The 25,670-nt window shown below is 42.1% G+C and carries 25 protein-coding genes and 1 tRNA gene; 12 read left to right on the forward strand and 14 right to left on the reverse strand.

The annotated features are described in order from the left end of the window. Nucleotides 1–14: 14 nt before the first annotated feature. A complete protein-coding gene (locus V7K61_RS06220; protein WP_335051900.1) occupies nt 15–173 on the forward strand; it encodes a hypothetical protein in 159 nt (52 codons plus the stop codon). A 616-nt stretch (nt 174–789) separates the two neighbouring features. Here V7K61_RS06220 and V7K61_RS06225 read toward each other — a convergent pair. The 13 genes from V7K61_RS06225 to V7K61_RS06285 all read right to left on the reverse strand — a co-directional run bounded on the left by V7K61_RS06225 (nt 790) and on the right by V7K61_RS06285 (nt 10,222). Continuing rightward, a complete protein-coding gene (locus V7K61_RS06225; protein WP_099102632.1) occupies nt 790–1,710 on the reverse strand; it encodes an NAD(+) kinase in 921 nt (306 codons plus the stop codon). 6 nt (nt 1,711–1,716) lie between these two features. Beyond that, nucleotides 1,717–2,022, reverse strand: coding sequence for an NADH-quinone oxidoreductase subunit NuoK (gene nuoK / locus V7K61_RS06230; protein ID WP_006199065.1), 306 nt, complete (start codon nt 2,020–2,022; stop codon nt 1,717–1,719). A gap of 59 nt (nt 2,023–2,081) precedes the next feature. After that, on the reverse strand, nt 2,082–2,696 hold the full coding sequence (locus V7K61_RS06235) for an NADH-quinone oxidoreductase subunit J (protein ID WP_335051902.1): 615 nt from the start codon (nt 2,694–2,696) through the stop codon (nt 2,082–2,084). Nucleotides 2,697–2,836: 140 nt separating this feature from the next. Continuing rightward, on the reverse strand, nt 2,837–3,421 hold the full coding sequence (ndhI, locus tag V7K61_RS06240) for an NAD(P)H-quinone oxidoreductase subunit I (protein WP_099102630.1): 585 nt from the start codon (nt 3,419–3,421) through the stop codon (nt 2,837–2,839). A 153-nt stretch (nt 3,422–3,574) separates the two neighbouring features. Continuing rightward, entirely contained in the window at nt 3,575–4,693 is a 1,119-nt protein-coding gene (gene nuoH / locus V7K61_RS06245; RefSeq protein ID WP_099102629.1) for an NADH-quinone oxidoreductase subunit NuoH, read from the reverse strand. Nucleotides 4,694–5,049: 356 nt separating this feature from the next. Further along, entirely contained in the window at nt 5,050–6,186 is a 1,137-nt protein-coding gene (locus tag V7K61_RS06250; RefSeq protein WP_335051905.1) for a citrate synthase, read from the reverse strand. A gap of 108 nt (nt 6,187–6,294) precedes the next feature. Then, complete coding sequence (gene sixA, locus V7K61_RS06255) at nt 6,295–6,789, reverse strand: phosphohistidine phosphatase SixA (protein WP_335051907.1); 495 nt, start codon at nt 6,787–6,789, stop codon at nt 6,295–6,297. Between the two features lie 221 nt (nt 6,790–7,010). Next, nucleotides 7,011–7,319, reverse strand: a complete 309-nt coding sequence (locus tag V7K61_RS06260) for a PIN domain-containing protein (protein WP_335051909.1) — start codon at nt 7,317–7,319, stop codon at nt 7,011–7,013. Further along, nucleotides 7,312–7,557, reverse strand: coding sequence for a hypothetical protein (locus V7K61_RS06265; RefSeq protein ID WP_335051911.1), 246 nt, complete (start codon nt 7,555–7,557; stop codon nt 7,312–7,314). The genes V7K61_RS06260 and V7K61_RS06265 overlap by 8 nt, the downstream gene beginning before the upstream one ends. 124 nt (nt 7,558–7,681) lie before the next feature. Further along, the gene (locus tag V7K61_RS06270; protein ID WP_335051913.1) at nt 7,682–8,023 is read right to left on the reverse strand and encodes a hypothetical protein; all 342 of its coding nucleotides are present in this window, start codon (nt 8,021–8,023) and stop codon (nt 7,682–7,684) included. Nucleotides 8,024–8,098: 75 nt separating this feature from the next. Beyond that, nucleotides 8,099–8,587, reverse strand: a complete 489-nt coding sequence (locus V7K61_RS06275; RefSeq protein WP_335051915.1) for a DUF3368 domain-containing protein — start codon at nt 8,585–8,587, stop codon at nt 8,099–8,101. Then, a complete protein-coding gene (locus V7K61_RS06280) occupies nt 8,580–8,831 on the reverse strand; it encodes a UPF0175 family protein (RefSeq protein WP_335051917.1) in 252 nt (83 codons plus the stop codon). The genes V7K61_RS06275 and V7K61_RS06280 overlap by 8 nt, the downstream gene beginning before the upstream one ends. A gap of 107 nt (nt 8,832–8,938) precedes the next feature. Beyond that, complete coding sequence (locus V7K61_RS06285; RefSeq protein WP_335051919.1) at nt 8,939–10,222, reverse strand: DHH family phosphoesterase; 1,284 nt, start codon at nt 10,220–10,222, stop codon at nt 8,939–8,941. Nucleotides 10,223–10,565: 343 nt separating this feature from the next. On the opposite strand from V7K61_RS06285, the gene V7K61_RS06290 reads away from it, so the two are divergent. Then, nucleotides 10,566–10,790, forward strand: a complete 225-nt coding sequence (locus tag V7K61_RS06290; RefSeq protein WP_335051921.1) for a hypothetical protein — start codon at nt 10,566–10,568, stop codon at nt 10,788–10,790. 97 nt (nt 10,791–10,887) lie between these two features. Here V7K61_RS06290 and V7K61_RS06295 read toward each other — a convergent pair whose 3' ends face one another. Then, nucleotides 10,888–11,385 (reverse strand): HNH endonuclease, encoded by a 498-nt coding sequence (locus V7K61_RS06295; RefSeq protein ID WP_094349059.1) that lies wholly within the window; start codon nt 11,383–11,385, stop codon nt 10,888–10,890. A 175-nt stretch (nt 11,386–11,560) separates the two neighbouring features. Between V7K61_RS06295 and V7K61_RS06300 the strand changes: the two genes are divergently transcribed. From V7K61_RS06300 to V7K61_RS06345, 10 genes are all read left to right on the forward strand, one after another. Beyond that, nucleotides 11,561–12,055: a pentapeptide repeat-containing protein gene (locus V7K61_RS06300; protein ID WP_335051923.1), complete on the forward strand. Its 495-nt coding sequence runs from the start codon at nt 11,561–11,563 to the stop codon at nt 12,053–12,055. Nucleotides 12,056–12,329: 274 nt separating this feature from the next. Beyond that, nucleotides 12,330–13,517: an alanine racemase gene (alr, locus tag V7K61_RS06305; protein ID WP_335051925.1), complete on the forward strand. Its 1,188-nt coding sequence runs from the start codon at nt 12,330–12,332 to the stop codon at nt 13,515–13,517. Nucleotides 13,518–13,713: 196 nt separating this feature from the next. Continuing rightward, nucleotides 13,714–13,795 (forward strand) — tRNA-Leu (locus tag V7K61_RS06310). Nucleotides 13,796–14,678: 883 nt separating this feature from the next. Next, complete coding sequence (locus tag V7K61_RS06315; protein ID WP_335051927.1) at nt 14,679–15,746, forward strand: response regulator; 1,068 nt, start codon at nt 14,679–14,681, stop codon at nt 15,744–15,746. A 62-nt stretch (nt 15,747–15,808) separates the two neighbouring features. Then, a complete protein-coding gene (locus V7K61_RS06320) occupies nt 15,809–16,186 on the forward strand; it encodes a response regulator transcription factor (RefSeq protein ID WP_069071198.1) in 378 nt (125 codons plus the stop codon). A gap of 4 nt (nt 16,187–16,190) precedes the next feature. Continuing rightward, complete coding sequence (locus V7K61_RS06325) at nt 16,191–16,688, forward strand: chemotaxis protein CheW (RefSeq protein ID WP_335051929.1); 498 nt, start codon at nt 16,191–16,193, stop codon at nt 16,686–16,688. A 61-nt stretch (nt 16,689–16,749) separates the two neighbouring features. After that, nucleotides 16,750–19,560 carry a methyl-accepting chemotaxis protein gene (locus V7K61_RS06330; RefSeq protein WP_335051931.1) on the forward strand — a complete coding sequence of 937 codons (2,811 nt, stop codon included), beginning with the start codon at nt 16,750–16,752 and terminating at the stop codon, nt 19,558–19,560. A 154-nt stretch (nt 19,561–19,714) separates the two neighbouring features. Then, nucleotides 19,715–22,738 (forward strand): hybrid sensor histidine kinase/response regulator, encoded by a 3,024-nt coding sequence (locus V7K61_RS06335; protein ID WP_335051933.1) that lies wholly within the window; start codon nt 19,715–19,717, stop codon nt 22,736–22,738. Nucleotides 22,739–22,977: 239 nt separating this feature from the next. Next, on the forward strand, nt 22,978–23,418 hold the full coding sequence (locus V7K61_RS06340) for a hypothetical protein (protein WP_335051935.1): 441 nt from the start codon (nt 22,978–22,980) through the stop codon (nt 23,416–23,418). A 72-nt stretch (nt 23,419–23,490) separates the two neighbouring features. Next, nucleotides 23,491–25,670: NACHT domain-containing protein (locus V7K61_RS06345; protein ID WP_335051937.1), on the forward strand; the 2,180-nt coding region annotated here is incomplete at its 3' end.

Below are 25,670 nucleotides of genomic sequence, written 5' to 3' on the forward strand. Positions count from 1 at the left end.
TAATGGAGGGAATTATGCAGGAACTTTCGAGGGAGAAAGAAGAACTTCTAGCTCGGATAACAAAAATAGTAGAACATTTGATGCAAAAGGATAGTAGCTATCAGTTAACTCAGCGATCGCAGTTGCTACTTCTGTCTTTAGTGTTGCACTTTGTAGATGCTGGTTTATCATAGTCTGCTTTTACACTTGTTCACTCAGCCGTATTATCTCGTACTCTTTTTCAAAAATCAAATAGGATTCCTATAGCTCTAATTTACTATGCCAAAAATCTAGTTTTGTTACTTTAATTCATTATTCTAATTTATGATTTCAGCGTTGAACGTCTTCATTTATTTATCTCATCCGAATCTATCTGCCATCAGTTCTTACTACTCCTTATTGATAATAGATTTTGATGCCATTTGTGGTGATTCATGGCTGCTCAAATCCCTTTTTTGTCTAAATATGTCTGTTTTTATTCTTGCTTGCCTTTTTTCTCTCAGTAATTTCCGTTTGTGACACTTGGGGGTGCGGAAAGTGGGATGTATAGGTTTCTCTCCCTAACTATAGGAATCCGGTTTGATTTCTGAAAAAAATTAAGTATTTGTAGGGTGCGTTATGACTTTAGTCTAACGCACCAAAGCCTTGAAAATGGTGCGTTACGCTTCGCGATAACACACCCTACGTGTTGTTCAAAAATCAAATAGTAATCCTATAGAAAGCCCCCAGATGAATCCAGGGGCTTGGGTAATTTTGATTGCGTAGGCGTAGCCTACGCAATCTGCGGTAAATGCACTCTAAAATACTTAATTAATTACGGTGATTATTGCTGTAGTGAACCCTTGTACCTGCCCACAGCAACTTCTCCCGTAGCGTCTGATAGTAGGAATTGTTCTCGCGCAAAATAATAAATTTAGCCCGACACTCTGCCATCCGCACATCAACACGGTGTCCGGGCCAAATTGAAGTTCCCAAAACCCCATCTGTCCACAGCTTGGTACTCAAATCGTAATCCCCCAAAGGCCAAATACTCACCACAGAACCAGGGGGTAAAACGAGGGGACGACTAGAAAGGCTCATTGCACAAATAGGAGTGATGGTAAGCGCCTCCATACCATCATGCATAATTGGCCCATTCGCAGAAACGGTGTAACCTGTGGAACCTGTAGGAGTGGAAATAATCAACCCATCCCCGACGTATTGATCGACTACCTCACCATCGATTTCCATTTCCAGAATTGAGGTGATCATTCGGTCGGCGGAGGCGGGTTTGACACAGAATTCATTCAAAGCCAGATAACGTTCGCTTACTGGTTCCAAATTAGATCCATGACCCTCATACACCGCAGCTTGCAACATCATCCGTCGTTGGATAGCATAGCGATCCTCAAACAGTCGATCCCAAACTTTCTCTGTATCCTGAAACTCTTCCACTGACTCAGTTAAAAACCCCAGATGACCTCCCACATTCACTCCCAGAATTGGGATACCAGCTGGGGCTAAATGTCTGGCACCAGTTAAAACAGTACCATCGCCACCGAGAACCAAAGCGAGATCGATTGGTTGACCCGCCGAAGCCAAAAAGACTGGATAGGGGTTGTCTTTCGGCCCGCTAGGCCCCATCAACACTTGGCAATCGCGACTTTCTAGTTGTTTCGCACAGATTTCTGCCCATTGTTTACTCCGGGCATCCCGCGCTTTATAAGCAATGATTACCTGCTTGAGTTGCACGCACAATTACCACTTCAGGAGATTAAACTGCTCCATATCGACGGTATCGCGGTTGCGATAAATGGCCAGCACGATCGCTAAACCCACCGCCGCCTCGGCTGCGGCCACGGTAATCACAAATACTGTGAAAACCTGACCCTTAATTAATGTTGAGTCGAGGAAGTTGGAAAATGCCATTAAATTCAGATTAACAGCATTGAGCAGTAATTCAATTGACATCAGCACCCGCACAGCGTTGCGGCTAGTAATTAAACCGTAGATGCCGATGCAGAATAAAGCTGCTGCTAGTAATAAAAAGTACTGGAGTTGCATGAATCTGAGTATCCCTCCTGAAAAAGCTGCCTATTTATCTACGATTCCGGTCGCAAATATTACTCTTTTGTTTCGCTGGTTGTTGATACTAGTTCTCTGGGGCGTTCTTGTAAAGTCAAAACAGTTTGCCCCACATTGGATCGTGTCAGTTGATCTGGCAAATACTCACGACGTGCCAAAATAATTGCTCCTACCATCGCTATCAGCAGCAAAATGGAAGCTAATTCAAAAGGTAGTAAAAAGTCAGTGAAGAAATGTTCTCCAATCAACACAATAGAACTTTCACCACCGGCTACAGCAGGAGTTGAGTACGCCCAAGGAGTAGCCAGCACCATCGTACTTAAAAGACCAAACAATCCTACACTGACTACACCTGTAAGTACTTTACGCACCCAAGAGTTAGGAAATGCTACAAAATTTTGCCGCTTGTTCACCAACATAATGGCAAACAAAATCAGCACGTTAACCGCCCCAACGTAAATTAGTATTTGTGCAGCCGCAACAAAATCAGCATTTAGCAACAGGTAGATTCCCGCTATGCTGATGAACACACCCCCCAGCAAAAAGGCAGAATAGACGATGTTGGAGAACAGCACCACACCAATGGCTGCCCCAATCATCATCACGCCCAGTATGCCAAGTGATACTAACTGTACTCCTTCTGCTAGATTCACTGTTTTTTGTCCTTAGTCAATTGTCACTGGTCATTGGTCTTTGGTCATTGGTCATTGGTCATTAGTCATTGGTCATTAGTCATTGCTCAAGTAACAATTGGACAAAGGACAAATGACAATGGACAAATGACAAATGACATTTATTTTTCTGTTTGTTCTACCAAGTCTTCTGGACGCGCACCTGCACGTGGCGCATCTGCGGGCAGTCCATGTGGTTCAAGGACACCTTTGGGTAGGTAAACTAGCTCGCGTAGTGGTGTAACCATTGGATCGTCTGTTACTTTATACGGCAGACGACCTAGCGCTACGCTGTCATAGTTCAATTCATGGCGATCGTAAGTGGCAAGCTCATATTCTTCTGTCATAGATAGACAGTTAGTGGGGCAAAATTCCACACAATTACCGCAAAAGATACAAACTCCAAAGTCAATGCTGTAGTGGTTGAGTTTTTTCTTTTTGCTGGCTTTGTCGTATTCCCAATCTACTACAGGTAGGTTAATTGGACAAACGCGAACGCAAACTTCGCAAGCGATGCACTTATCAAATTCAAAGTGAATCCTACCGCGAAACCGTTCGCCAGGAATTAGTTTCTCGTAAGGGTACTGTACAGTAATTGGACGCCGCCGCATGTGGTCAAAGGTGACAGAAAGTCCCTGACCAATGTAACGCGCAGCTTGTACCGTTTCTTTGGCGTAATCACCAACTTGTTTTAGGAACTTTAGCATTTTGTGTCTCTCTCTTCAGGTGATAAAAGTTAGGAGTGAGGAGTGAGGAGTTAGGAGTAAGGTGCTAGGAGTGAGGAATGAGGAGTTAATTAAAAACTCATAACTCATAACTCATAACTCATAACTCATAACTCATAACTCCTAACTCTCTCATTACCCGCCGAAGGCGAAGGGAAAGGCTAGTTTCAGGGCGGCGGTTAATAGCAGATTAACCAAACCAACCGGTAACAAAAACTTCCATCCTAAATCTAACAGTTGGTCAATCCGTACCCGTGGCACTGTCCAGCGCAACAGGATGGCAACAAACACTAGTAAATAGGCTTTGAACACGGTCATCGTGATACCCAAAGCCGCAGTTACTATCTGGAACACGGGATTTAATTCGCTGACTCCCAGCCAACCAGCGATGAGGTTGAGGGGAATAGGAAAGTCCCAACCGCCCAGGTAGAGAATTGCTACTAGTAAGGAAGAAAGGATCAAGTTAACGTATGAACCCAGGTAGAATAGACCAAATTTCATCCCTGAGTATTCAGTCTGATAGCCGGCGACGATTTCTTCTTCCGCTTCGGGTAAGTCAAAGGGTAATCGTTCGCATTCAGCGAGGGCGGCTATCCAAAAAATCAGAAAACCAATTGGTTGTCGCCAAATGTTCCAGCCTAGAATGCCGTAGCCAGACTGCTGATTGACAATATCAACCGTGTCGAGGCTATTAGACATCATAGCGATCGCTAATACCGCCAGCGACAAAGGAATTTCATAACTAATAGATTGCGCTGCTGCCCGCAACCCCCCTAAGAGGGAGTATTTATTATTAGATGCGTAGCCAGCCATTAACAAACCAATGGGTTGAATGCTTGACAAGGCAATCCACAAGAATACGCCCATGCCCACATTACTAATTACGATATTCTGTCCAAAGGGCACAATCAGGAACGACAGAAACACCGGAATTACAACAATAATTGGGCCAAGAGTAAACAGCCAGGGGTCAGATTTGGCTGGTACTATATCTTCTTTAAATACCAACTTCAGACCATCCGCTACAGGCACCAGCAACCCAAAAGGCCCCTGGTATTCTGGCCCAATTCGCTGCTGTGCGGAGGCGGAAATTTTCCGTTCTAGCCAAGTAGCAACTAATACCCCCACTGTTGCTCCAATCAGCATCAGTATCATTGGCAGGGGCATCCAAATCGCTTTGGCTGTTCCTGCTGGTATACCTAAATCCCGGAGGGATTCAATAAAAGTTCCTTGGAGGTCAATTCCTGAATTCATGTTTCCGCTCTTTAAGACATCGAGTCATGGTGAATTACAACTATTAGTTAAATTAATACCTGTAAATTCACCCATTTATAATTTTTGCTGTGATGACGTCCGATTGAAGATTTGTTGCCAATTCCCATGCCTAGTATATCGTTGGATGGTTTGACCACCCTGAAGCGAGATGAGAACTTCTACTTATGGTTGGCATTGAGATTGGCTATTGAGGGGACGGGGGAGCAGGGGAGCAGGGGGGCAGGGGAGCAGAGGAGAAGTTGCAGTAAGTCTTTCCCCTCTGCCCCTCTGCCCCTCCGCACCTCTGCCTCTTGTACCCAATGCCCAATGCCCAATGCCCAATGCCCCATGCCCATTTACCGTTTGTCAATGGGGGTATAAGTAACTTCGTGCAGGCCGTTGTAAACCTGGGTAGGACGGAAAATCCGGTTTTCTGCTAGTTGTTCTTTCCAGTGGGCTAGCCAACCGGCAACACGTGCGATCGCAAATATTGGCGTAAACAAGTCGGTGGGAATTCCCATCTTTCTATACACCAAACCGGAATAAAAGTCAATATTGGGATAAATCCCTTTGCTACCGAGTTTTTCTTCTACCACTCGTTCCATTTCTTGAGCAATGTCATAGAATTTGTCATGGCCAAACTTCTCAAACAATTGCTCTGCTAGTCCTTGTAAAATTATGGCTCGTGGGTCTTTCACTTTATACACACGATGTCCAAAGCCCATAATCTTAGATTTAGTTTCCAGACAATGCTCTATGTAGGGACGGACATTTTCTACAGAGCCAATTTTTTCCAACATCTGAATTACTTCTTCATTGGCTCCCCCATGCAGAGGCCCACCCAAAGTTCCCACAGCACTAGCAACCACAGCGTAAGGATCGGTTAAGGTGGAAGCTGTCACCCTGGCACTGAAAGTGGAAGCATTCATTGTATGTTCGACTTGAAGTATCAAGCAGATATCAAAAATCCGCGCCATCAGAGGATCGGGTTCTCGCTCATCGAGCATGTATAGAAAGTTGGCGGAGTAGTCTAAGTCATCACGGGGACGCACAGGATCATTGCCTTTTCGCATCAGTTGGAACGCCGCCACCATCGTGGGAATGGTTGCTATCAGGCGCACCACCGAATCTCGAATGTAGACAGGATTGTGCAAATCGCGGAGCGAATAAAACAAACCTAAAGCAGCAGCAGAAGCTTGTAGGGCATCCATTGGGTGGCCGCTTTCTGGAAAGCATTTCATCATGTCCCGAATGCGGTATTTTATCCGCCGGTGGTAACGAACTTCATGCTCAAATGTTTCCAGTTCTTCCTTGTTTGGCAGTTTACCCCAGATTAAGAGATAAGCAGTTTCTAAGAATGTACTTTTTTCTGCTAGTTCTTCAATCCTAATGCCACGATATTCTAGTATTCCCTTTTGCCCATCAACATAGCTGATACTTGATTGGGCGGCGGGAATGCCTTCTAAACCAGGCTTGTATTCGCACACCATCATGGCACCACCATTCGCTTTGTGAAATATCTGATCAAGCTAACTTACCAGAAATTTATTGTCGCCATAACAGTAGCCGTTCTAACAACAATCAAAAATGTTGAAAAACTGTTATAGCAGGTACTTGGGTGGTGTCAACCAAAACATCTGACTCCGACCCAGAGGAGAACCTGTTTCTGGTAGTTTTATCCCAATCATACCTGCTTTTTTCAAGACTAAGCTTGCTTTGGCTTCTCCCCACAGGAGAATTTCTGCCCAATTGCTCAAATTAGGTTCGTGTCCAACTAGCGCCAGTTGGGTATTTTGGGAATAATTTCTTGGTTCTAACCAGTCTTTGAGCCAACTAGAAATTTGACCATCGGGCGCGAGGTGGCTAGATTCCTCTAACTGGGAGCTTAGTTTTTCTGCTATCAGGATTTCAGCCGTTTGGCGCGCCCGCACTAAGGGACTGGTGAGAATTAAATCAAAGTTTAAACCTAATTTAACAAGTTTCTGAGCAACTTTCTCAGTTTTTTGCCTTCCTTCTTTGGTAAGGCTGCGCTCCTCATCTTTGATGCCTAATCCCTTGTCTTCGGCGATGCCATGACGAATTAAGTATAGTTCCATACTTTTAATTTTGTTAGCGTAACCCGTGCTGAGTTAGGAGTTATATTTGGTGTGACTTAACCTATCTTAATCTTAATCATTATTATGTATTCGTTGATCTGCCATCTGTCCGGTACAGTGCGCCGTTAGCTATTCTAAGTGTTATGGATATGGAAATAGGTTTAAACCTTGAATAAATCTGTAATCGCGTTGGTTTTTTGTGATAAATGGGTAATTCCACACTATTGCTGTAGCTGCAATAAGACTATCAGGAATGACCCAACCATGACTGAGCCATAAGACCGCAATAAATCAACTGCTGTGTCAGATACAGCCTGGTCAATCTTAATGATGTAAAACTGCTTGAGGAAATTTTCTAGTGTTTGTAATTCTACTTTGTTACGACAACCAACCATTAGTTCCATTTGTGTGATTATGCTAATTGCCAAGCCAGAACTAGCTTTCAGATTTTGCAAACACTTTACTGCTTCAATAACACCACGACCTGCATCAATTAGAATATCAGTATCAACAATGGTTGAGTTAGTCATGTGACTTTGACCACTCATTTTCTCGAACACCGCGCACCCAATCAGTGCTATCAGCTAAATCTTGGCGATCGCTCCACATCCCAATAAAGCTATCATTTATCAAGTCAAAGTCTGGCGACTGAGAGGCAGGTTCAACTACTGCATATCTTTGTCGCAAAAAAGCAATAAAGTCGATTACTTGACGCTGTGCTTCAGCAGGAAGAGATAAAAACTCATTTAACAATTCTTGCTGTGTCATGTATGTGCCTCTTAAATAACATAACTGATGTACATTTTAAGGCTATATCTAATAATGGCAGGTTAGAGGGTTTTCAGAGAAATTGGTCTTAGGTTACGCTAACCCAAGTTACGACTAGATAAAACTATAAAGACTCAAAAATTTGCTTTACTTGGCTCACAGGAGTTTTATTCGAGAAGGTATGTAAAATTTTCCCCTTGCTGGAACCCTGACGCAATTCAATTTCACCAGTGGTATGGTTATAAGAGAAAGCATAGCGCGTGTGATTAATTTTGACCCAGAGTTGATTCTTGATTTCACCGTCACGAACCCTAACTTCTATAGGAGCATCGTCTTTTCTCCAGACAATTGCACCTGCAAGCGCCAGACAAATTTCGTTTACATCTCCAGCGTGATGGTCAGCGCGTTCCATTACTCCATCGATATAGCTCTTTAAAGTCTGAATATCTGTTACTTCTAGTGTCATTCTTAACTCCTTTTTACCTGAGATTTTAACTAGTTCCTATACGAAAGTTTACGGTATATCTACTTGATTCAGAAGTCAGGAATCTTCACCTGCAAGTTTTAAGATAAATCGCTGTGTTTCATAATCTACACGAAAACCAAGAGAGTTTAACTGATCAAGCAAAGGGGAGATCATATTCAGATGTCCTGCTTGTTTTGCTTTGAGCAAAATACCCAGAGTACCTGTGAATGCAATATTTAACTCCTTCGCATAAGCCCTAGCTAATCCATCGTCTAAAATGGCTAGAGCATCCGGCATATTTACAGCAAGGGAAATAACTTCACGCTCACCCATACCCAAATTGGGTAAAGTAGGAATCAGTTGCTCGGTAGAGACAGGAACAATTTTTACCCATGTAAAAGTATTCAAGTTAGGCAGTGAAACACCGAGAGCAATCCCCTGTGATATTTCAGAAGCTACACCAGATGGAATAATCAGTTGACTATACAAATCAAATAACAAATCAAATAAGTTAAGTTGGTATAGATACTGTACTGCCGAAGTATCAACAACAACATTAGGCACGAGCTAAATCCTCAATCAGTTCAGCCTCCGTGAGTTTGAAGGTGCTGATGTCATATTTTGCTAGTTGTGAAAGGAATAAAACTTTGGGAATACCTGCTAAGTTAGCTGCTGCTCCTGAAGAAAGTTTACCAAGTTCGTATAACTTCATAGCAGCAGCCAGAAGAACTTCACCTTGTAGCTGTTCTGGTTTTACATTGAGAGCCAATACAGTTTCTTCTGGAATAGTCAAAGTGAGTTGGTACATTATAATATGTGCGCTGCTTTGTTTAGGATTATGATAACGCGCTCATATAACCAACCACTTTGACTGCTGCATTAGTTAGGAGTTCTCCGCGTCTCCTTGAGTTACCTCTACTCCGATTGAATCGGGTTGTCTCTCGGATTAACTAACCTCAGCAGTTTTTGCTTAATTTGAGCGTCGAATACTTCCCATTTCATTTTCGCATAAGCGGAATTTTCGTTGCTGCCTGATAAGAAGCCCATTGGAATTTCAAAGCCGCCTGCGCTTGTTCTTCCACCGCCGAAAAAGCGCCCTGCACTATCTTGTCCAAAGGCTTCTTTGATGAATTCATCGGGGTCAAGGGTCAGTTTGCTGGTTCTCAGGGAGCCAATGACTATTTCGAGTTCTTCGTCTTCGTCATGAACAATGCCATAAACTACGGCGGTGTGGACGTTTTCTTCGGTGACGAGAAAATCAGCCGCTTGGGGGATGGCGTCACGGTCTTCGTAGCGTAAATAACCAACACCAGCAATGGAAAAGTTATTTTGGACGATGCGATTTTTTAGCGATCGCTCGATCACATCCATTACCCGCTTGGAACGGTTCGCCTGTAAAATGGCATTCAGCAGTTGGGCGTCATAAAATCGGCTTAAATACGCCGCTGCCATAAAATCTTCTTCTTGGGCTTGCATGAGCCGATTTGTATCCGATCGCAAGCCGTGCATCAAGGCAGTAGCACATTTGACGTGTTGATTTATGCTGCTATCTAATGCTAATAATCCTGTTTGGAGGTATTGAGTAAAAATCGTTGCCGTCGCTCTTACATAAGGACGGATATCCTCAAACTCTGAGTGGAGATCGCCTTGTATACTGTGATGGTCGATCAGTACCACTAGGGGAATTCCAGCCTGCTGCACCCCTGATAGTAGCTGCGAAGTCGTTCCCTGGTTATCAATTAATACAAAACCTTGATAAGATGACAAATCTTTTGTTTTCAGGGTTTGCGTTGTCCAGCGTTGGATAGGTAAATTAGTCAGCCTTACTAAGGCAATATTTTCTTGATGGCTCAACGCGCCAGCATAAATGATTTCACACTTGATATCATATTGCTGGGCAATTAACTGGTAAGCCCAGGCACAGGAAAGGGCATCAGGGTCAGGAAAATCTTGCAAAATTACCAGTTGGCGATCGTGTCGGTGTGCCAATAGGGTTCTTTGCAGTTCTTCTGACTTTTGTTGTGCCAGAGAATTACCACGGTGACTGAGATATATAGCCCCATCACCTACCGATGGCGGTAATGATGGACTCTTAAATGCAACTTCCACTGGCGCTTTCTCGATTTCAGGTTCCTCTGGGTTTGGCTCTGTGGTCAATGACAAACTCTCAAACTGAGTAACGGGAGAATTAAAGTACATAGGGAACTTTTTTAAAGTGTGAGGCTCCTTTAATTCAGAAATACTACGAGCAGCAATTCCCTGAATTTAGCCACATTAATTACGATCTTCGCAAAAATCTCAAGACATTGCACTATACATCTAAGTATATTTTTTGTCAGCAACAGCGCTCAACAATCAACTAACTTCCACTAAAGGGGATACAGCAAGGAAGTTTAGGATATCGGGCTGTATCTGGCAGCACAAATATGTTTTAGGAGTTTTGTTCTCTTTCGTAAATTCAATCAGCGAGATTTTTATCTAACTTAGGGTATACTTCCTATCTTATACTTTAGGATTAGTCCTTGATATTTGAAATATTCTTATGCTTAATATTCTCATTATTGTGACTATTGAGCAATTAACAATTATTTTTGATGAACAACGCTTATTTCCTATCCCCTTTGAAAATTCTGACAATTTTAGAGTAAAGTCCAATGGAAAAGGGCAAAATACAGGGGGAGTAAAGAGCAAAAGGGAAAATCTATATACATACAACAAATTTAAAAGCTTGATAGTTGATGCAATCGCCTTCGTTGCAAGCCTATAGCCACCAATTTTTTAACGCTCCAAAACTAAAGTTATTGGCTATCTCCCAAAGAAAGAGGGTATTTCTCCTTTCTCCTTTGCTCCTTTGTTTTTTTTGCTCAAAGACCTATAACATACTTTTGCCACTCTGTATGCAGTCCACTCTTAAGATGTTTGCTGACCTCGAAATAGAGACTGCTATAAGGTTGGCGCGGGGGATGACGCAAAGGCATGTGAGCTTCGTGGGGAGTCCGACTGCCTTTTTTGACATTGCAACGGACACAAGCGGTAACAATATTCTCCCAAGTATCGCCTCCGCCGCGCGATCGCGGTATTACATGGTCTAGTGTCAATTCATCCCCTGTGTAACCACAGTATTGACAGGCATGACCATCACGGTGCAATATATTTCGGCGAGTTAGAGGGATTTCTTTATAAGGAACGCGTACATAATGACGCAACCGGATCACGGTCGGCAACGGGAAATCGGTGTACAGAAATTTACCGTTGTGTTCCACGCGTTCTGCTTTGCCCTTGATTAAAAGAACTACAGCACGACGCCAACTCGTTATATTGAGAGGTTCGTAAGAGGCGTTTAAGACTAAAACCTTCCCCATTATTTGCGCTCAGGGTATGAGTTTTACAATATATTAACACAAATACACCCTACTAGGGAGATGAGAAGAAATTATACTTTCGGGAGAATTTGGAAATTAAGTTATGAGTGAGGAGTTAGGAGTTTACAAGTAAAACTTCTAAGCTGACGCAAAGAGGCTTACGGTAGGCTAACGTATGGATGCTGAGGAGTTGTACAGGCGCTATGCTGCTCTTGAGAGAGATTTCTCTGGAGTTGACTTGAGCGGCGCTGATTTGTTGATTGCTGAAGTTGAAGAATACGACCCCACTCAAAATGTTTTGAGCGGCATTAATCTCAGTGGGGCTAATCTGACCCAATCTATGTTGAGTCTGGTTAACTTGACTGGAGCTAATTTGAGTGGTGCAAACTTAACACAAGCCGATCTGGGGGGATGTGACCTGTCCAATGCCAACTTGAGAGGTGCTAACCTGGAAATGACTGACTTTACAGCTGTCAATCTGATGAATGCCGATTTGAGAGAAACTCGAATGCTTCTGACCAGATTTGATCGAGCTGACTTGACGCGAGCTAATCTGAGTAGTGCTTTATTTCAAGGGGTTAGCGGTGATGACGGAACCCTTTTTTGTAATACCATTATGCCTGATGGTGCTATCATCAACGATATTTCCATCTGGGTAGATAGTCGTTAGCTGAATGGCAGGCTTGTTTAGATGAAACCATTACACCCAAAAGCCAATCATATTAAGGGTTTACCCTTATATTAGTACCATTCGTTTCCGAGAGTTTTTGCGTAAGTCCTAAATTCCTAACTCATAACTCCTCACTTTTACTTTAATAACGCAACATCTTGTATCAATTCCAATCTGAAGGTTAAACTTCCTATTTAATCTGATCTCGCTTTTAGGAGCGTGTATAGATAGATAACTTGCAAGTTTAGCCGTGGCGGGATAGGAGTCAGTACAAATGTTAAGTCGCAAACAAATCCCTGGTGTAGTTCCTAATCAGCAGTGCGATACCTACGCGTGGTTTTCGCAACGAGCTTGGGTAGAAATTGATTTAGAGGCGTTGTCGCACAATGTAAAGCAATTGGTGCAGTTTTTATCGCCGCGTACCCAGTTAATGGCGGTAGTAAAAGCTGATGCTTATGGACATGGAGCGGTAACAGTCGCCCAAATTGCCATCCAATCGGGAGCTAGTTGCTTGGGAGTGGCTACAGTTCCAGAAGCTATTCAATTGCGAGAAGGCGGGATTGAAGCGCCCATTTTGATTTTAGGGGCAACTCATACACTAGAGCAGATTCATGCGATCGCCCAATGGAAACTTCAGCCCACACTATGTAGCCCTAAACAAGCTTTAGTATTTTCCGATATTCTGGAATCCATGAATCATGGTTCTCCAGTGCCCGTACACATTAAATTAGACACGGGAATGTCTAGGTTGGGAACTGATTGGCGGCAAGCTGGCGAATTTGTGCAATTAGTGCAGCGATTACCACATCTTGACATTGCCAGTATTTATTCTCATTTGGCGACAGCAGACGATCCTGATACCACGGCAATGGAAGAACAGCATAAACGATTTGAGGATGCGATCGCTCAAATCAAAGCAATGGGAATTGAACCGCCTTGCTTGCACTTGGCAAACTCAGCCGCCGCACTCACAAATCCGGCATTGCACTACGATATGGTGCGTGTAGGTTTAGCCGTTTACGGACTCTACCCAGCACCGCATTTACAAAATGCGATCGACCTCAAGTCCGTTTTGCAACTTAAGGCAAGAGTTACTCAAGTTAAAACAATTGCCGCAGGAACAGCTGTTAGCTACGGTCATAAATTTATTGCCCCACGTGAACTTCGCCTCGCCGTCGTGGGAATTGGCTATGCTGACGGCGTTCCTCGCAGTCTTTCCAACAAAATGCAGGCGTTAATTCGCGGTCAGCGGGTGTCGCAAATTGGGACAATTACAATGGATCAGTTGATGCTGGATGTGAGTGCCATACCCAATATCCAAGAAGGAGAAGTAGTCACCTTATTAGGAGAACAGGGAAAAGAACAAATTTCAGCGGACGATTGGGCAAAACAATTAAACACTATTTCTTGGGAAATTCTCTGTGGATTCAAGCATCGTCTGCCTCGTGTTGCAGTCATGTAATTGGGCATGGAGAAGAGGCAGAGGGGCAGGGAGCAGAGGGGAAAGATGTAATTTTTATTCTTCCCATTGCCCCCAGTAAAAACTGCCTCTTAATCTACCCCTGCCTCCCCTGCTCCCCCTGCTCCCCCTGCTCTCCTGCTTCTTCCCCATTCCCTATTCCCAAACATAATTTCTTATGGTACGATAGTAAACTGATGCGGATGTGGCGAAATTGGCAGACGCGCTAGATTTAGGTTCTAGTTCCGAAAGGAGTGAAGGTTCAAGTCCTTTCATCCGCACTTTTGATAAATTGAATTGCCTTATCTAGGCTGGTAATTATACTTGAGTTAAAACTTCAAGAATAGTTACCAGCCTATTTAAATATTGCTTAAATAAAAATATGTTTTGCCAGCATAGCTTCAAATACAAGAGGATATTTGAAAATTTGTTTGTGGTAGGCTGTGTCTATGAACAAGGCAGGGAAAGACTTTAAGCTAAATCAGTCTGTTCTCCAAATGATAGAAAATGTGTAAAAGTGTATAAGTCTTAGTGGATTGAATAACCTACAATTTTCGTAGGTAAGATGTGTTGGGGACATAACGTACCATTCCGAGTTCTTTCAGTACCCTACTCTCGGCGGTAAAACACTCTGCAAAACTTATTTTTTGCAGAGTGTTTAATCTAAGTTATTAAATGCAAATAACAAAAAATACATTTATTGCTTTCAATAAATAAGTATTATTACTGTGGTCAATTTGAAGTTACTCGATGCAAAGTGGCTTCATTCAGTCCTTACTTGTTTAAAAACTAGATTGTATTTAAGTGTAAATACAGAAGTTCAAAGATATTACCATCAATAAAATCAGTATTATTCCTGTGGTCAGATTGGGGTTACTCAATGGAAAGTGGCTTCATCTAGTCTTGACATTTTTATGTCTTATTTCTCGAAAGATGTTGATAAATCTCAGTAACACTAAGTAGATTAATCGCAATTTACGAATTTACTAAGATTTGCTCATCTGAAAATAACGCTACTCTCGTTGAGTTTCACCACAAACCTAGATGTAAACAGATGTACTTTAAAATACAAAAGTTTAATGCTTTTTACTTGATTTTAATTGTGGAATAACTCTACACGAATTTAGCTTACACGTATCGAATTTTAGCTGAAGTAAAAGCAAAATGAGCACAACTCCTATAGGTAGCTACAGGTTGTTCCAGAAACTACATCCGCTATCTCTGTTGGCACAATTAACAAGTCGGCGTGCTACGGGTTGCTTAAGCGTATTTACCGGGATAGTTTCTTGGTCAATCTATCTAGAGGACGGTAAACTTACTTATGCCTCCTATTCAGATAAATTATTTGAGCGCCTTGACAGTCACTTACGGCGCTTGAGTCAGCAAATTCCTGCTCTCAACAGTGCCACTCGCGTACAGATGCGGCTGATGTTTGAGACGAAGAATGAACATCAATCAATACCAAATGCGGATTACCAAGCTATTTGTTGGTTAGTAAATCAGGACTATATTACCTCTGTGCAAGCAGGAAGCCTGATAGACGAATTGGCAAAAGAAGTAATGGAATCATTTCTGTGTTTAAAAGAAGGTAGCTATGAATTCAGTCCAGAAAGCTCTTTGGGTGAACAACCAAAGTTCTGTCACCTAGATTTACGGTTGCTTGTTGAACACTGTCAAAAGCAATTACGAAATCGGCAAAATATTCAGTCATCAATTCCGGCTGGTGCGAATTCCCAAGTTTTTTCTACAACACAATCGTCTCAAGTTCAGCCACAACTGCAAATAAAGCTTGGGCAAAAACTGCCAATACCAATCAATTTTGATATTCCTGAGAATAATAAAACTACTCAGCCACTTGTGGGCAAAAAACTATATACGATTGCCTGTATTGATGATAGCCAAACTGTTTTGAATTCCATCAAGCACTTTTTGGATGAAAACACATTTTCAGTTGTAACGATCAACGATCCGGTAAAAGCTTTAATGCAAATTCTACGGAGTAAGCCCGATCTGATTTTGCTAGATGTGGAAATGCCAAGTTTAGATGGCTATGAGCTATGTTCATTATTACGTAAACATTCAGCTTTTAAAAATACACCGATCGTTATGGTGACTGGTAGAACAGGATTTATCGACAGGGCAAAGGCTAAAATGGTCAGATCGTCAGGATATTTGACCAAGCCTTTTACACAATCAGAATTGCTAAAAATGGTTTTTAAGCATCTTGGTTGATTGAAATAAGGCAAATAAAAATAACAAAATATGTTTAATTTATTTTTTTAGGAGATTTAATAGTGAGCCTGACTTTGCTTGGCACAATTTTGATTGTAGAAGATTCTCCCAGTGAATTGGAATTAATGAGCCATTATCTCAAAGAGAGTGGTTACAACGTAATTAAAGCAAGTGGTGCAAAAGAGGGTTTAGAAAAAGCTGTGTTAGAAAAACCAGATGCGATCGTTACTGATGTAGTAATGCCAGAAATGAGCGGATTTGAATTGTGTCGTTCTCTGAGAAGAAATCCGATTACTGCAAAGGTGCCGATTGTGGTTTGTAGTTCTAAAAATCAAGAAATTGACCGTTTGTGGGCAATGAGACAAGGTGCAGATGCCTATATAACTAAACCTTACACCCGCGAACATCTCCTACGTACTATTAAATCAGTGGTAATTTGAATCAATGACTAGTACAAACATTACTCTTTCTTCAAAACCAATCCCGAAGAATTTAGCAGATAGTTATCTGAAGTTTCAGCTAAATCAACAAACTACTGCTGTTTTATCAATGAAGCATACGCAAGAAGCAATTCTTGTGCCTGTTGAATCTATTACGTCAATACCGAATATGCCATCCTGCATATTAGGATTAATGAATTGGCGGAGTCGGATAATTTGGGTAGTTGATTTACCAAGAATGCTCAATTTAGAATCCCTAGATTATCGACTGCGACAATACAATGTGATCGTTATCCAAGTGGAATCATTGGTGTTGGGATTAGTTGTACAAGAAATAAAAGGTACAACCAAGTTCATAGTTGATGATATTCATTCTCCTATAGGACAAGTGACATCCAGCTTAGTTCCTTATTTATGTGGGTGCGTTGTGCAACAGGAAGAAATATTACTGGTATTAGATGCACAGGCGATTGTGCAATCTTCTATTCTCCGCAGTGATTAGGGTTTACTACTAAAAACAGCTTTTTAGTGTTCTTATTCACATACTTAGGAGAACTACTTTTATGTTTAATAAAACCAACACGAATCAAGGTAATAGCGCTCAAAATCGAGCATCACTGATTTCATCTCAAAAAGCTATGGGAACTGTTGTAAAGCTACCAACTAAGCTGACTACTGAAAGTGCTAATAGTTCTTTTTGGAATCAGGGGATTGCCTATTTTACAAGACTGGGATTGGTTAAAAAAGCGACTATTTTAGCGATCGCAATCGGTACAATACCAGTTTTGGGCATCGGTGCGATCGCTTTTGGTTTTGCCAACAAATCTATTACTAAGCAAATTACCCAATCTCAACAAGCCGAAGCCACTGGCTTAAGTGATAAAGTTAACCGCTTTATGCTGGAACGCTACGGTGATATTCAGGTAATATCAAACTTGCTATTTTTGACAAATTCTCAAGCTAGTATTAGTACTCAAGAAAAGCAAGCAGTTTTAGATCGGGTTGTTGAAGCCTACAAAGCTTATGACAGCATTGCTGTTTTCGATCGCCAAGGTAACTTGATTGTCCAGTCTACAGGCGAACCCCTGGAAAATCAAAAAGACCGTACCTATTTTCAAGACGCTTTACAAAAAGAGACTCCTGTCATCAGCAAACCGGAAGCAGCAAAAAATACTGGTGTCGTGAGTATTTATCTAGCTGCACCTGTGAAAGAGACAAGAACGGGTCAAACTATTGGCGTGGTACAAGCACGTATGCCCGTAAAATCTTTAGAGGAAGTTACCAAAAACTACGCAGCCAACGGACAACAATACTATTTACTTGATGCTTCAGGAACGGTTTTCTTGAGTCCCCAAAAAGAATTATTAGGGAAAGAGGCCAAGGGAGAGTATTCTAATTTACCTAAACTGCTAGCAGCCAAAAAGGTAGATAGTTTTATAGAAGTTCCCAAAACTGACAAAAAACAAGAACTAGTTAGCTATGTACCAGCTAGCACCCTAGATGGCTTACCTGATTTAAACTGGCAGGTACTTTTAGCTACAGACACCGCAACTGTATTTGAGCCGCAAAGACAATTGTTGTGGATTATAGCCATCGGCACAGCACTGACAGCATTGATTGTAGGTGCGATCGCATCTCGGTTAGCTAAACTGACTACACTGCCAATTCTGAATGCAACTGCGGCATTAGCAAAGTTAGGTCAAGGTAAATTTAATACCCGTCTAGAAATTGAAAGAGAAGACGAATTAGGGGTATTGAGTGCAAATATCAACCTGATGGCTGAACAATTGCAGGTCTTAGTTAAGGAACAGCAACAGGAAGTAGACGTTGAGGGCGCAAAATTACTAGCAGATATTACTCTAAGAATTCGGAAAATTCTTAAAACTGAAGATATTTATCACGCAGCAGTCAAAGAAGTTCAGCAAATCCTCAAAACAGACCGGGTAATCATTTATAGTCTGAATCCAGGTACTTTGGCTGGCGTTGTCGTTGCGGAATCGGTAACTGCTAATTGGCCGGAAATGCTGGGAGTGCAAATTGATGACCCCTATTTTCGGGAACATTATCTAGAAACTGATCGTGATGGAGAGGTGCAAGCGGTTGCCAATATTCATCAAGACCAAAGCCTGAAAAATGCTGACGATTACATCCAACTGTTGGAAAAATTTGCTGTCAAAGGTCATTTAATCGTACCGATTCTTGCCCAAGAAAAACTTTTAGGCTTATTAATTGCTCATCATTGCGAAACTCCTCATGTTTGGCAACAGCCGGAAATTGACTTGTTTCAACAAATAGCAACTCAAGTCGGCTATGCCTTAGAACAAGCCAAGTTATTAGAAGAGATAGAAAAAGTCAGAAATGTAACTGTAAGTGCTTCAGACGAAACACTGCAACAACAACTTTTACAACTACTTAACGACGTAGAAGGTGCAGCTAGAGGCGATTTGACAGTGCGTGCAGACGTAACGGCTGGGGAAATCGGTACTGTTGCCGACTTCTTCAACTCCATTGTGGAAAGCCTCCGGGATATTGTTACCCAAGTTAAACAAGCTGCTATCCATGTCAATAGTGCCATTGGCTCTAACGAAGGAGCCATCCGCCACCTAGCAGAAGAAGCACTTACCCAAGCTGCCGAAATCAACCGCACCCTTGATGCTGTTGACCAAATGACCCAATCCATGAAAGCTGTAGCCGAAAGTGCTGAAAAAGCTGCCTTCATTGCTAACCATGCTGCTCACACTGCTACTAAGAGTGGACACGCGATGGATTTAACAGTACAAAACATCCTCTCTTTACGGGAAACCGTGGGTGAAACTGCTAAGAAAGTGAAACGTTTGGGAGAGTCTTCACAACAAATTTCTCGCGTGGTTTCTTTGATTAACCAAATCGCGATTCAAACTAACCTGCTTGCTATTAATGCCGGCATCGAAGCAGCACGTGCGGGTGAAGAAGGTCAAGGTTTTGCCGTAGTGGCTGAAGAAGTCGGCGAACTAGCAGTCAGGAGTGCCGCAGCAACCCAAGAAATTGAACAAATTGTTGAAAATATCCAACGAGAAACCAGTGAAGTAGTGCAAGCAATGGAAATAGGCACTACCCAAGTGGTAGAAGGTACTCGAATTGTGGAGGAAGCTAAACAAAGTTTGAGTGAAATTTTGGATGTATCTTCTCAAATTGACTTCTTAGTGCAGTCGATTTCCACTGCAACTGCATCTCAGGTTGAAACATCACAAAGTGTTAGCCAATTGATGAAAGATATCGCTGCTATATCACAACGTACTAGCGATTCTTCTCGCCAAGTTTCTGAATCTCTGCAACAAACTGTGGATATTTCCCAGCAGTTGCAAGAGACTGTCGAGGCTTTCAAAGTTAGTTAAGTTTGTCATTTGTCATTTGTCATTTGTCCTTTGCTAGTGACCAATGACGAATGACCATGCAAATTTTAGATTTTAGATTTTGGATTGAAATAAAAATCTAAAATCCGCAATCTAAAATCCAAAATTGATTGACCAATGACTAAGGACAAAAACCATGCTACAAGACAAAGAATTAGAAATCCAGATGCAGTTTCTGGAAGAAGCAACGGATTACTTAAATACCTTAGAAGGGGTATTGCTGGAAATCGATACTAGTAACCGCATCGATTTAGATAAAATCAATGCTGCACTCCGGGCCACTCATTCTATTAAAGGTGGCGCGGGGATGATGGGATTTAAATCGCTAAGTGATTTATCTCACCGTCTGGAAGATTCCTTTAAAGTTTTAAAAACTAAAAAAAATTCTTTAGAAATTGATACTCAGTTGCAAAGTTTATTGCTATCTGGAGTTGACTGGCTGCGTCAAATTGTCGAATTGCTTGCAGAAGGGAATGTTGTCGAAGATCAGTGGTTAGCAACTTTTTGTTATCCCATCTTCGATGAGTTGCACGATCGCTTGGGCGACCCCACCCCAGAAGATGCCTCAACTATGCTATCCCCAGAGGATGGGCAAGACGTTGTTCCTTTGCTATTTGCCACAGAAGTAGAAGAGTGTTTGCAGCGTCTAGAATCTATATTGGCAGATAGCCAACAAGCCGGATTGCATGAAGAAATTACGATTATGGCAGCCGAATTAGGTGGTTTAGGAGAAATGCTCCAGTTGCCAGCTTTTAGCAAGCTTTGTGAGTCGGTAACGCAGCACTTAGAAGCTGTTAGCAGCGATCGCATTCCCGAAATTGCCCAGTTAGCATTGCAAGCATGGCGGCGATCGCAAGCTTTGGTGCTGACGAATCAGCTAGATAGCTTACCTACAGAAATTAACTTGGGTAGTTATACGCAATCCCAGCCGCTATTACCAGCAGAAGTAATACCACAGCTTCTCCCTACAGATGTCATCGACACAGAAGTAGCGTCAACAGCTATTTGGCAAGCAGAGATAACTCCAGAAACTTGGGTTAAAGATGAAGCAATCGCAGCCAATTTTACATTTGTAGATGCAGAATTTGCCGACGATGTAAATTCTGTCAATGTACCTGAACACAATACAATATTTGCTAAAGAAGAGAATCCTCCCGATGCCAAATTTAGCGAAGGCAAAGGAGAGCCAGTTGCCGTTGGTAAAGAACGAGAAATTCATGAAAATAGCGTCCGAGTCCCTAGCAAGCAGCTAGAGCAAATTAATGATTTATTTGGCGAACTAATTGTTCAGCGAAATGGCTTAAACTCGCAATTAGAAAGATTACGCAAACTCGTTCGCAACCTCAACCATAGAGTCCAAATTCTCGACCGCGAAAACCAGGAATTACGTATAGTTTCTGATAAAATTTCCACTCAAGCTACCATGTCTAATGGGGCGCATCTACAAGCTGAGAATGGTCATCAAGTAGAAGGTACAAACACACAATTTGATGCCTTAGAAATGGATCGCTATAACGAATTAAACCTGCGATCGCAGGAAGTTATGGAAACCATTGTTCAGGTACAGGAAGTCACAACAGATGTGCAACTCAGTGTAGATGATACAGACCATATTGCTCGTAAACTAAACAAAACATCGAAACAGTTACAGACCAAGCTAAATCATATCCGAATGCGGCCGTTGTCCGATTTAATCGAACGTTTTCCCAGAGCTTTACGCGATTTAAATGTCGAGTATGGCAAAAATGTCCAGTTAAAAATTGAAGGTGGTAACACTTTAATTGAACGCAGCATTTTAGAAGCTTTAAACGAACCTTTAATGCACCTATTAAGGAACGCTTTCGATCATGGTATCGAAGACTCTGCCACGCGTCGCCTTTTGGGTAAACCAGAACAAGGATTAATTGAAATTACAGCTACTCACCGCAGTAATCGCACTCTCATTACTATCCGTGATGATGGTTGGGGCATTTCTCTGGAGAAAATTCGCACCCGCGCCTTAGCGATGGGATTGGATGCTTCTCTACTGGCTAATGCTAGTGATGAAGAACTATTATCACTAATTTTTGAACCAGGTTTTACCACTTCCGAACAAGTCACAGCATTATCTGGTCGCGGTGTCGGTATGGATGTGGTTCGCAACAACCTCAAACTCATTCGAGGAGATGTGAAAGTTGATACCGAACCAGGAGTTGGTACTACCTTCACCCTCTCATTACCCTTTACACTTTCCGTTGCGCGAGTTCTGCTGGTAGAAATCAACAAGATTCTATTAGCATTTCCCACAGATGTCATTTCAGAAATATCTTTGCTCCAAGACGAGCGAGTTTTTGAAATGGCTGGTAGCGAAGTTTTAAATTGGCAAGGAACCATGCTGCCACTGATTCGCTTAACTCGTTATTTAGAGTTTAATTGCCTACGCTACGATAGCGCAGAGTTGGAAATTCCGGCAGCCATTAGTACTAACAGTGTATTAGTAGTCAAAGGTAATAATCAGCCAGTTGCCATCCAAATAGATCGTTGCTGGGGCGAACAAGAAGTTGCGATTCGCCAAGTTGAAGGAAATATACCTTTACCTGAAGGCTTCAGCAACTGCACAATTCTCGGTGATGGTCGAGTCGTACCACTAGTTAATGTTAATGAGTTGCTGTATTGGATTGCTACAAATAAAAAGACTCCTAGAGGTACTCAATTACCATCAGCAAGGTTAAAAACACCGTTCCTGATATTTGATGAAGAGAAAATGTCAGCAGCATCTATTAAGCAGAAAGGCACAATTTTAATTGTAGATGATTCGATTAATGTACGCCGCTTTTTAGCTTTGACTCTTGAAAAAGGAGGGTATCAAGTAGAGCAAGCTAAAGATGGTCAAGATGCCTTAGAAAAACTCCATAGTGGATTGAAAGTTGAGGCAGTAATTTGTGATATTGAAATGCCTCGCCTTGATGGTTATGGCTTTTTAGGCAAGGTAAATTCAGACGTTGATACAAAAAATATTCCAGTTGCGATGCTGACTTCTCGTAGCAGCAATAAACATCGACAACTAGCTATGCAATTGGGGGCGCGGGCTTACTTTTCTAAACCTTATAATGAGCAAGAGTTATTGCAAACCCTGGAGGAAATAATTCATCCTCTCGCAGAAAAGGCAGAGTCTAATTAAAAATTGTTAATTCATATTAGGTTTTAGATATTTTTGTAGGGTGCGTTATGCCAAAGGTTAACGCACCATTTGTTTTAACTCTGGTGCCTTGGCGACTAGAAGTCACGGCTACACGAGACTTTACCCGCCTACGCAGGTTAAAAGACTGAGTTATATAAGTCATAATCGCCTAGCTTTTGCGTCATACTATTTGTGTCAATTGAAATAATTTCTACATAAACTCAATTTGTAGTGAATTTATGGTAACTGTAACATTGACGGCTGTTGCTACTGCGATCGCAACTACACTTTGGACTAAAGCACAAGAGAAAATCGGCGAAAACATTGGTGGTGCTTTATGGACGGCTCCTGGTAAGTTAATCGGATTACTCCGCCAGAAGAATAAATCGCCATTACTCACCACTGCTGTTGAGGGAAATGAACAGCAGCGATTAGATTATGGTCAAGCAGTGCTGGAACTAAAAGCAGCAGCAGACCAAGACCCAGAAATTGCTCAAGCTGTTGTGGAAGTGGAAGCAGCAGCAAAAGCAGAACCAAAACTCACTCAAAAAATTCAAGAAATAGAAAATACCCTCAAGTCTCAACAGCCAACCATTCAAAATCTGACGCAGCTAGCAGAAAAAATTGGGGTTGTAAATCAAGGACAGATAAATAACCAAACTAATAACTTCACGATTTGACTACAGCCGTCTCAAGGGGAGGATGAGACAAAGTTAACTCCCGATGACTGGCGTAAAGTCTGCCGTGAATTGTTGGCAGAACGGCGAAAGCTGACTACAAATCCTCTGACATCAACTGAAGGAGTCGCCCTGCAAGTTGATGATGTTTACGTACCACTGGGATTAGTTGAGCGCAAAAAACAATCTAAACGTCAGGGTGATATTTCTCCAGAACAGGGGTCAGAACTGTACAAGGAGACAGAAATCACCAAAACGTTTGAGCATGATGCTTTTCTTGAAGAAGTTCTCAAACAGAAGAACACGCCTAAAAGTCAAGGTAAGCGAATTGCAATTATTGGCGAACCAGGAGCAGGAAAGACAACACTATTACAGCAGATTGCTGATTGGGTATCTCGTGAGATTGACCAGTCGATTGTTATTTGGGTATCTTTAGCAGATTTGCAAGACAAGGAACTAAAACCTTATCTGTTCGAGACTTGGTTAACTCAGGTGGCTGAGAAAACAGGTAAAGCTGAAGCCACTAAGCAACTGAAGGATGATTTTGTTGCTCTATTTAATCAAAATAATGTGTGGCTACTGCTAGATGGGTTAGATGAAATGTCCGCATCTTCAGGTAATCCTCTCGCAGAAATTGCACGACAATTCCGTGAAGCAGGGTTAATTTCTCAAGCGCGAATTGTGCTGACTTGTCGGGTTAATCTGTGGGATGGCAGCATTAATGCACTTGATGATTTTGATACTTATCGCAGTTTAGATTTTTCTTATCCAGAACAGGTAGAGAGATTTATTGATAAATGGTTTGCTGCTATTCCTGAAACTGGGAAGCAGTTATGCACTGCCCTGAAAGAATCAGGTAAAGAACGGATTCAGGATTTAGTGAAAAATCCTCTGCGGTTGACGCTGCTGTGCTTGAATTGGCAATCAGGAGATGGAAAATTACCGGATACTCAAGCGGGACTCTATCAGCAATTTGTTGATGACTTCTACAAGTGGAAAAAAGCCGAATTTATTACCAATTATGACCAGCGTCAGCAACTCAATGTCAAATTGGGGGAATTAGCTAAAGAAGCAATAGACAAAGAAGCAACCCGTTTTCGCTTGCGGCAGGATTTTGTTAATCGCTTCTTAGGGAATGCTGATGATGAAAATTCGCTGCTGAAACTGGCATTAAATCGCGGCTGGCTGAACTGTGTAGGGATAGATGGAGATAGAAAACCTGTTTACGCTTTCTTTCATGCCTCATTTCAAGAGTACTTTGCTGCTAAAGCAATTGATGACTGGCATTTCTTTCTCAACCACGTTCCAAAAAATCCTAGTCAAGGAACTTATCGAATCTTTGAACCGCAATGGAAACAAACAATATTGCTTTGGTTAGGGCGACCAGAAGAAAACCTCAAACAGCAAAAGCAACAGTTTATTGATGCTTTAGTGAACTTTAAAGACGGATGCGGTAAGTGGTATAGAGAAAAAGGATTTTATGAATATCGCGCTTATTTTTTAGCTGCCGCAGGAATCACAGAGTTTAAAGGTTATTCTAGAGCAGATGAAATATTAGCGCCAATTGTCAAAATTGTCAAGTGGACAATTAATGATTTAAGTTCAATTAAACAGGAAGCTTGGTCAGCACTGCAACAGACAGACCGTATAAAAGCGATCGCCGCCTTGGTGCAACTGCTGCAATCAACTAATCTGCATGAGTTCACCCATTGGTATGCAGCCAAAAGCTTAGGGGAAATCGGCACTGGCAATGAAAATGCGATCTCCGCCTTGGTGCAACTGCTGCAATCAACTAATCTGGATAACTCCACCTATAGGTATGCAGCCAAAAGCTTAGGGGAAATCGGCACTGGCAATGAAAATGCGATCGCCGCCTTGGTGCAACTGCTGCAATCAACTAATGTGGATAACTACACCCGTAGGCAAGCAGCATCAAGCTTAGGGGAAATTGACCCAGGGAATAAAATAGCGATCGCTGTCTTGGTGCAACTGCTGCAATCAACTAATCTAGATGACTACACCCGTAGGCAAGTAGCATCAAGCTTAGGGGAAATCGACCCAGGCAATGAAAATGCGATCTCCGCCTTGGTGCAACTGCTGCAATCAACTAATCTGGATTACGAAACCCGTAGGCAAGCAGCATCAAGCTTAGGGGAAATTGACCCAGGCAATGAAATTGCGATCTCCGCCTTGGTGCAACTGCTGCAATCAACTAATCTGGATGACGAAACCCGTAGGCAAGCAGCATCAAGCTT

Origin of the sequence: Nostoc sp., from assembly GCF_036918015.1 — a bacterium.
GTDB lineage: Bacteria > Cyanobacteriota > Cyanobacteriia > Cyanobacteriales > Nostocaceae > Nostoc.

Coding starts and splice junctions, on each gene's coding strand:
- V7K61_RS06220 (WP_335051900.1), top strand. CDS start 15: ATGCAGGAACTTTCGAGGGAGAAAGAAGAACTTCTAGCTCGGATAACA.
- nuoK (WP_006199065.1), bottom strand. CDS start 2,022: ATGCAACTCCAGTACTTTTTATTACTAGCAGCAGCTTTATTCTGCATC.
- ndhI (WP_099102630.1), bottom strand. CDS start 3,421: ATGCTAAAGTTCCTAAAACAAGTTGGTGATTACGCCAAAGAAACGGTA.
- nuoH (WP_099102629.1), bottom strand. CDS start 4,693: ATGAATTCAGGAATTGACCTCCAAGGAACTTTTATTGAATCCCTCCGG.
- V7K61_RS06250 (WP_335051905.1), bottom strand. CDS start 6,186: ATGATGGTGTGCGAATACAAGCCTGGTTTAGAAGGCATTCCCGCCGCC.
- sixA (WP_335051907.1), bottom strand. CDS start 6,789: ATGGAACTATACTTAATTCGTCATGGCATCGCCGAAGACAAGGGATTA.
- V7K61_RS06260 (WP_335051909.1), bottom strand. CDS start 7,319: ATGACTAACTCAACCATTGTTGATACTGATATTCTAATTGATGCAGGT.
- V7K61_RS06265 (WP_335051911.1), bottom strand. CDS start 7,557: ATGACACAGCAAGAATTGTTAAATGAGTTTTTATCTCTTCCTGCTGAA.
- V7K61_RS06270 (WP_335051913.1), bottom strand. CDS start 8,023: ATGACACTAGAAGTAACAGATATTCAGACTTTAAAGAGCTATATCGAT.
- V7K61_RS06280 (WP_335051917.1), bottom strand. CDS start 8,831: ATGTACCAACTCACTTTGACTATTCCAGAAGAAACTGTATTGGCTCTC.
- V7K61_RS06285 (WP_335051919.1), bottom strand. CDS start 10,222: ATGTACTTTAATTCTCCCGTTACTCAGTTTGAGAGTTTGTCATTGACC.
- V7K61_RS06290 (WP_335051921.1), top strand. CDS start 10,566: ATGCTTAATATTCTCATTATTGTGACTATTGAGCAATTAACAATTATT.
- V7K61_RS06295 (WP_094349059.1), bottom strand. CDS start 11,385: ATGGGGAAGGTTTTAGTCTTAAACGCCTCTTACGAACCTCTCAATATA.
- V7K61_RS06300 (WP_335051923.1), top strand. CDS start 11,561: ATGGATGCTGAGGAGTTGTACAGGCGCTATGCTGCTCTTGAGAGAGAT.
- alr (WP_335051925.1), top strand. CDS start 12,330: ATGTTAAGTCGCAAACAAATCCCTGGTGTAGTTCCTAATCAGCAGTGC.
- V7K61_RS06315 (WP_335051927.1), top strand. CDS start 14,679: ATGAGCACAACTCCTATAGGTAGCTACAGGTTGTTCCAGAAACTACAT.
- V7K61_RS06325 (WP_335051929.1), top strand. CDS start 16,191: ATGACTAGTACAAACATTACTCTTTCTTCAAAACCAATCCCGAAGAAT.
- V7K61_RS06330 (WP_335051931.1), top strand. CDS start 16,750: ATGTTTAATAAAACCAACACGAATCAAGGTAATAGCGCTCAAAATCGA.
- V7K61_RS06335 (WP_335051933.1), top strand. CDS start 19,715: ATGCTACAAGACAAAGAATTAGAAATCCAGATGCAGTTTCTGGAAGAA.
- V7K61_RS06340 (WP_335051935.1), top strand. CDS start 22,978: ATGGTAACTGTAACATTGACGGCTGTTGCTACTGCGATCGCAACTACA.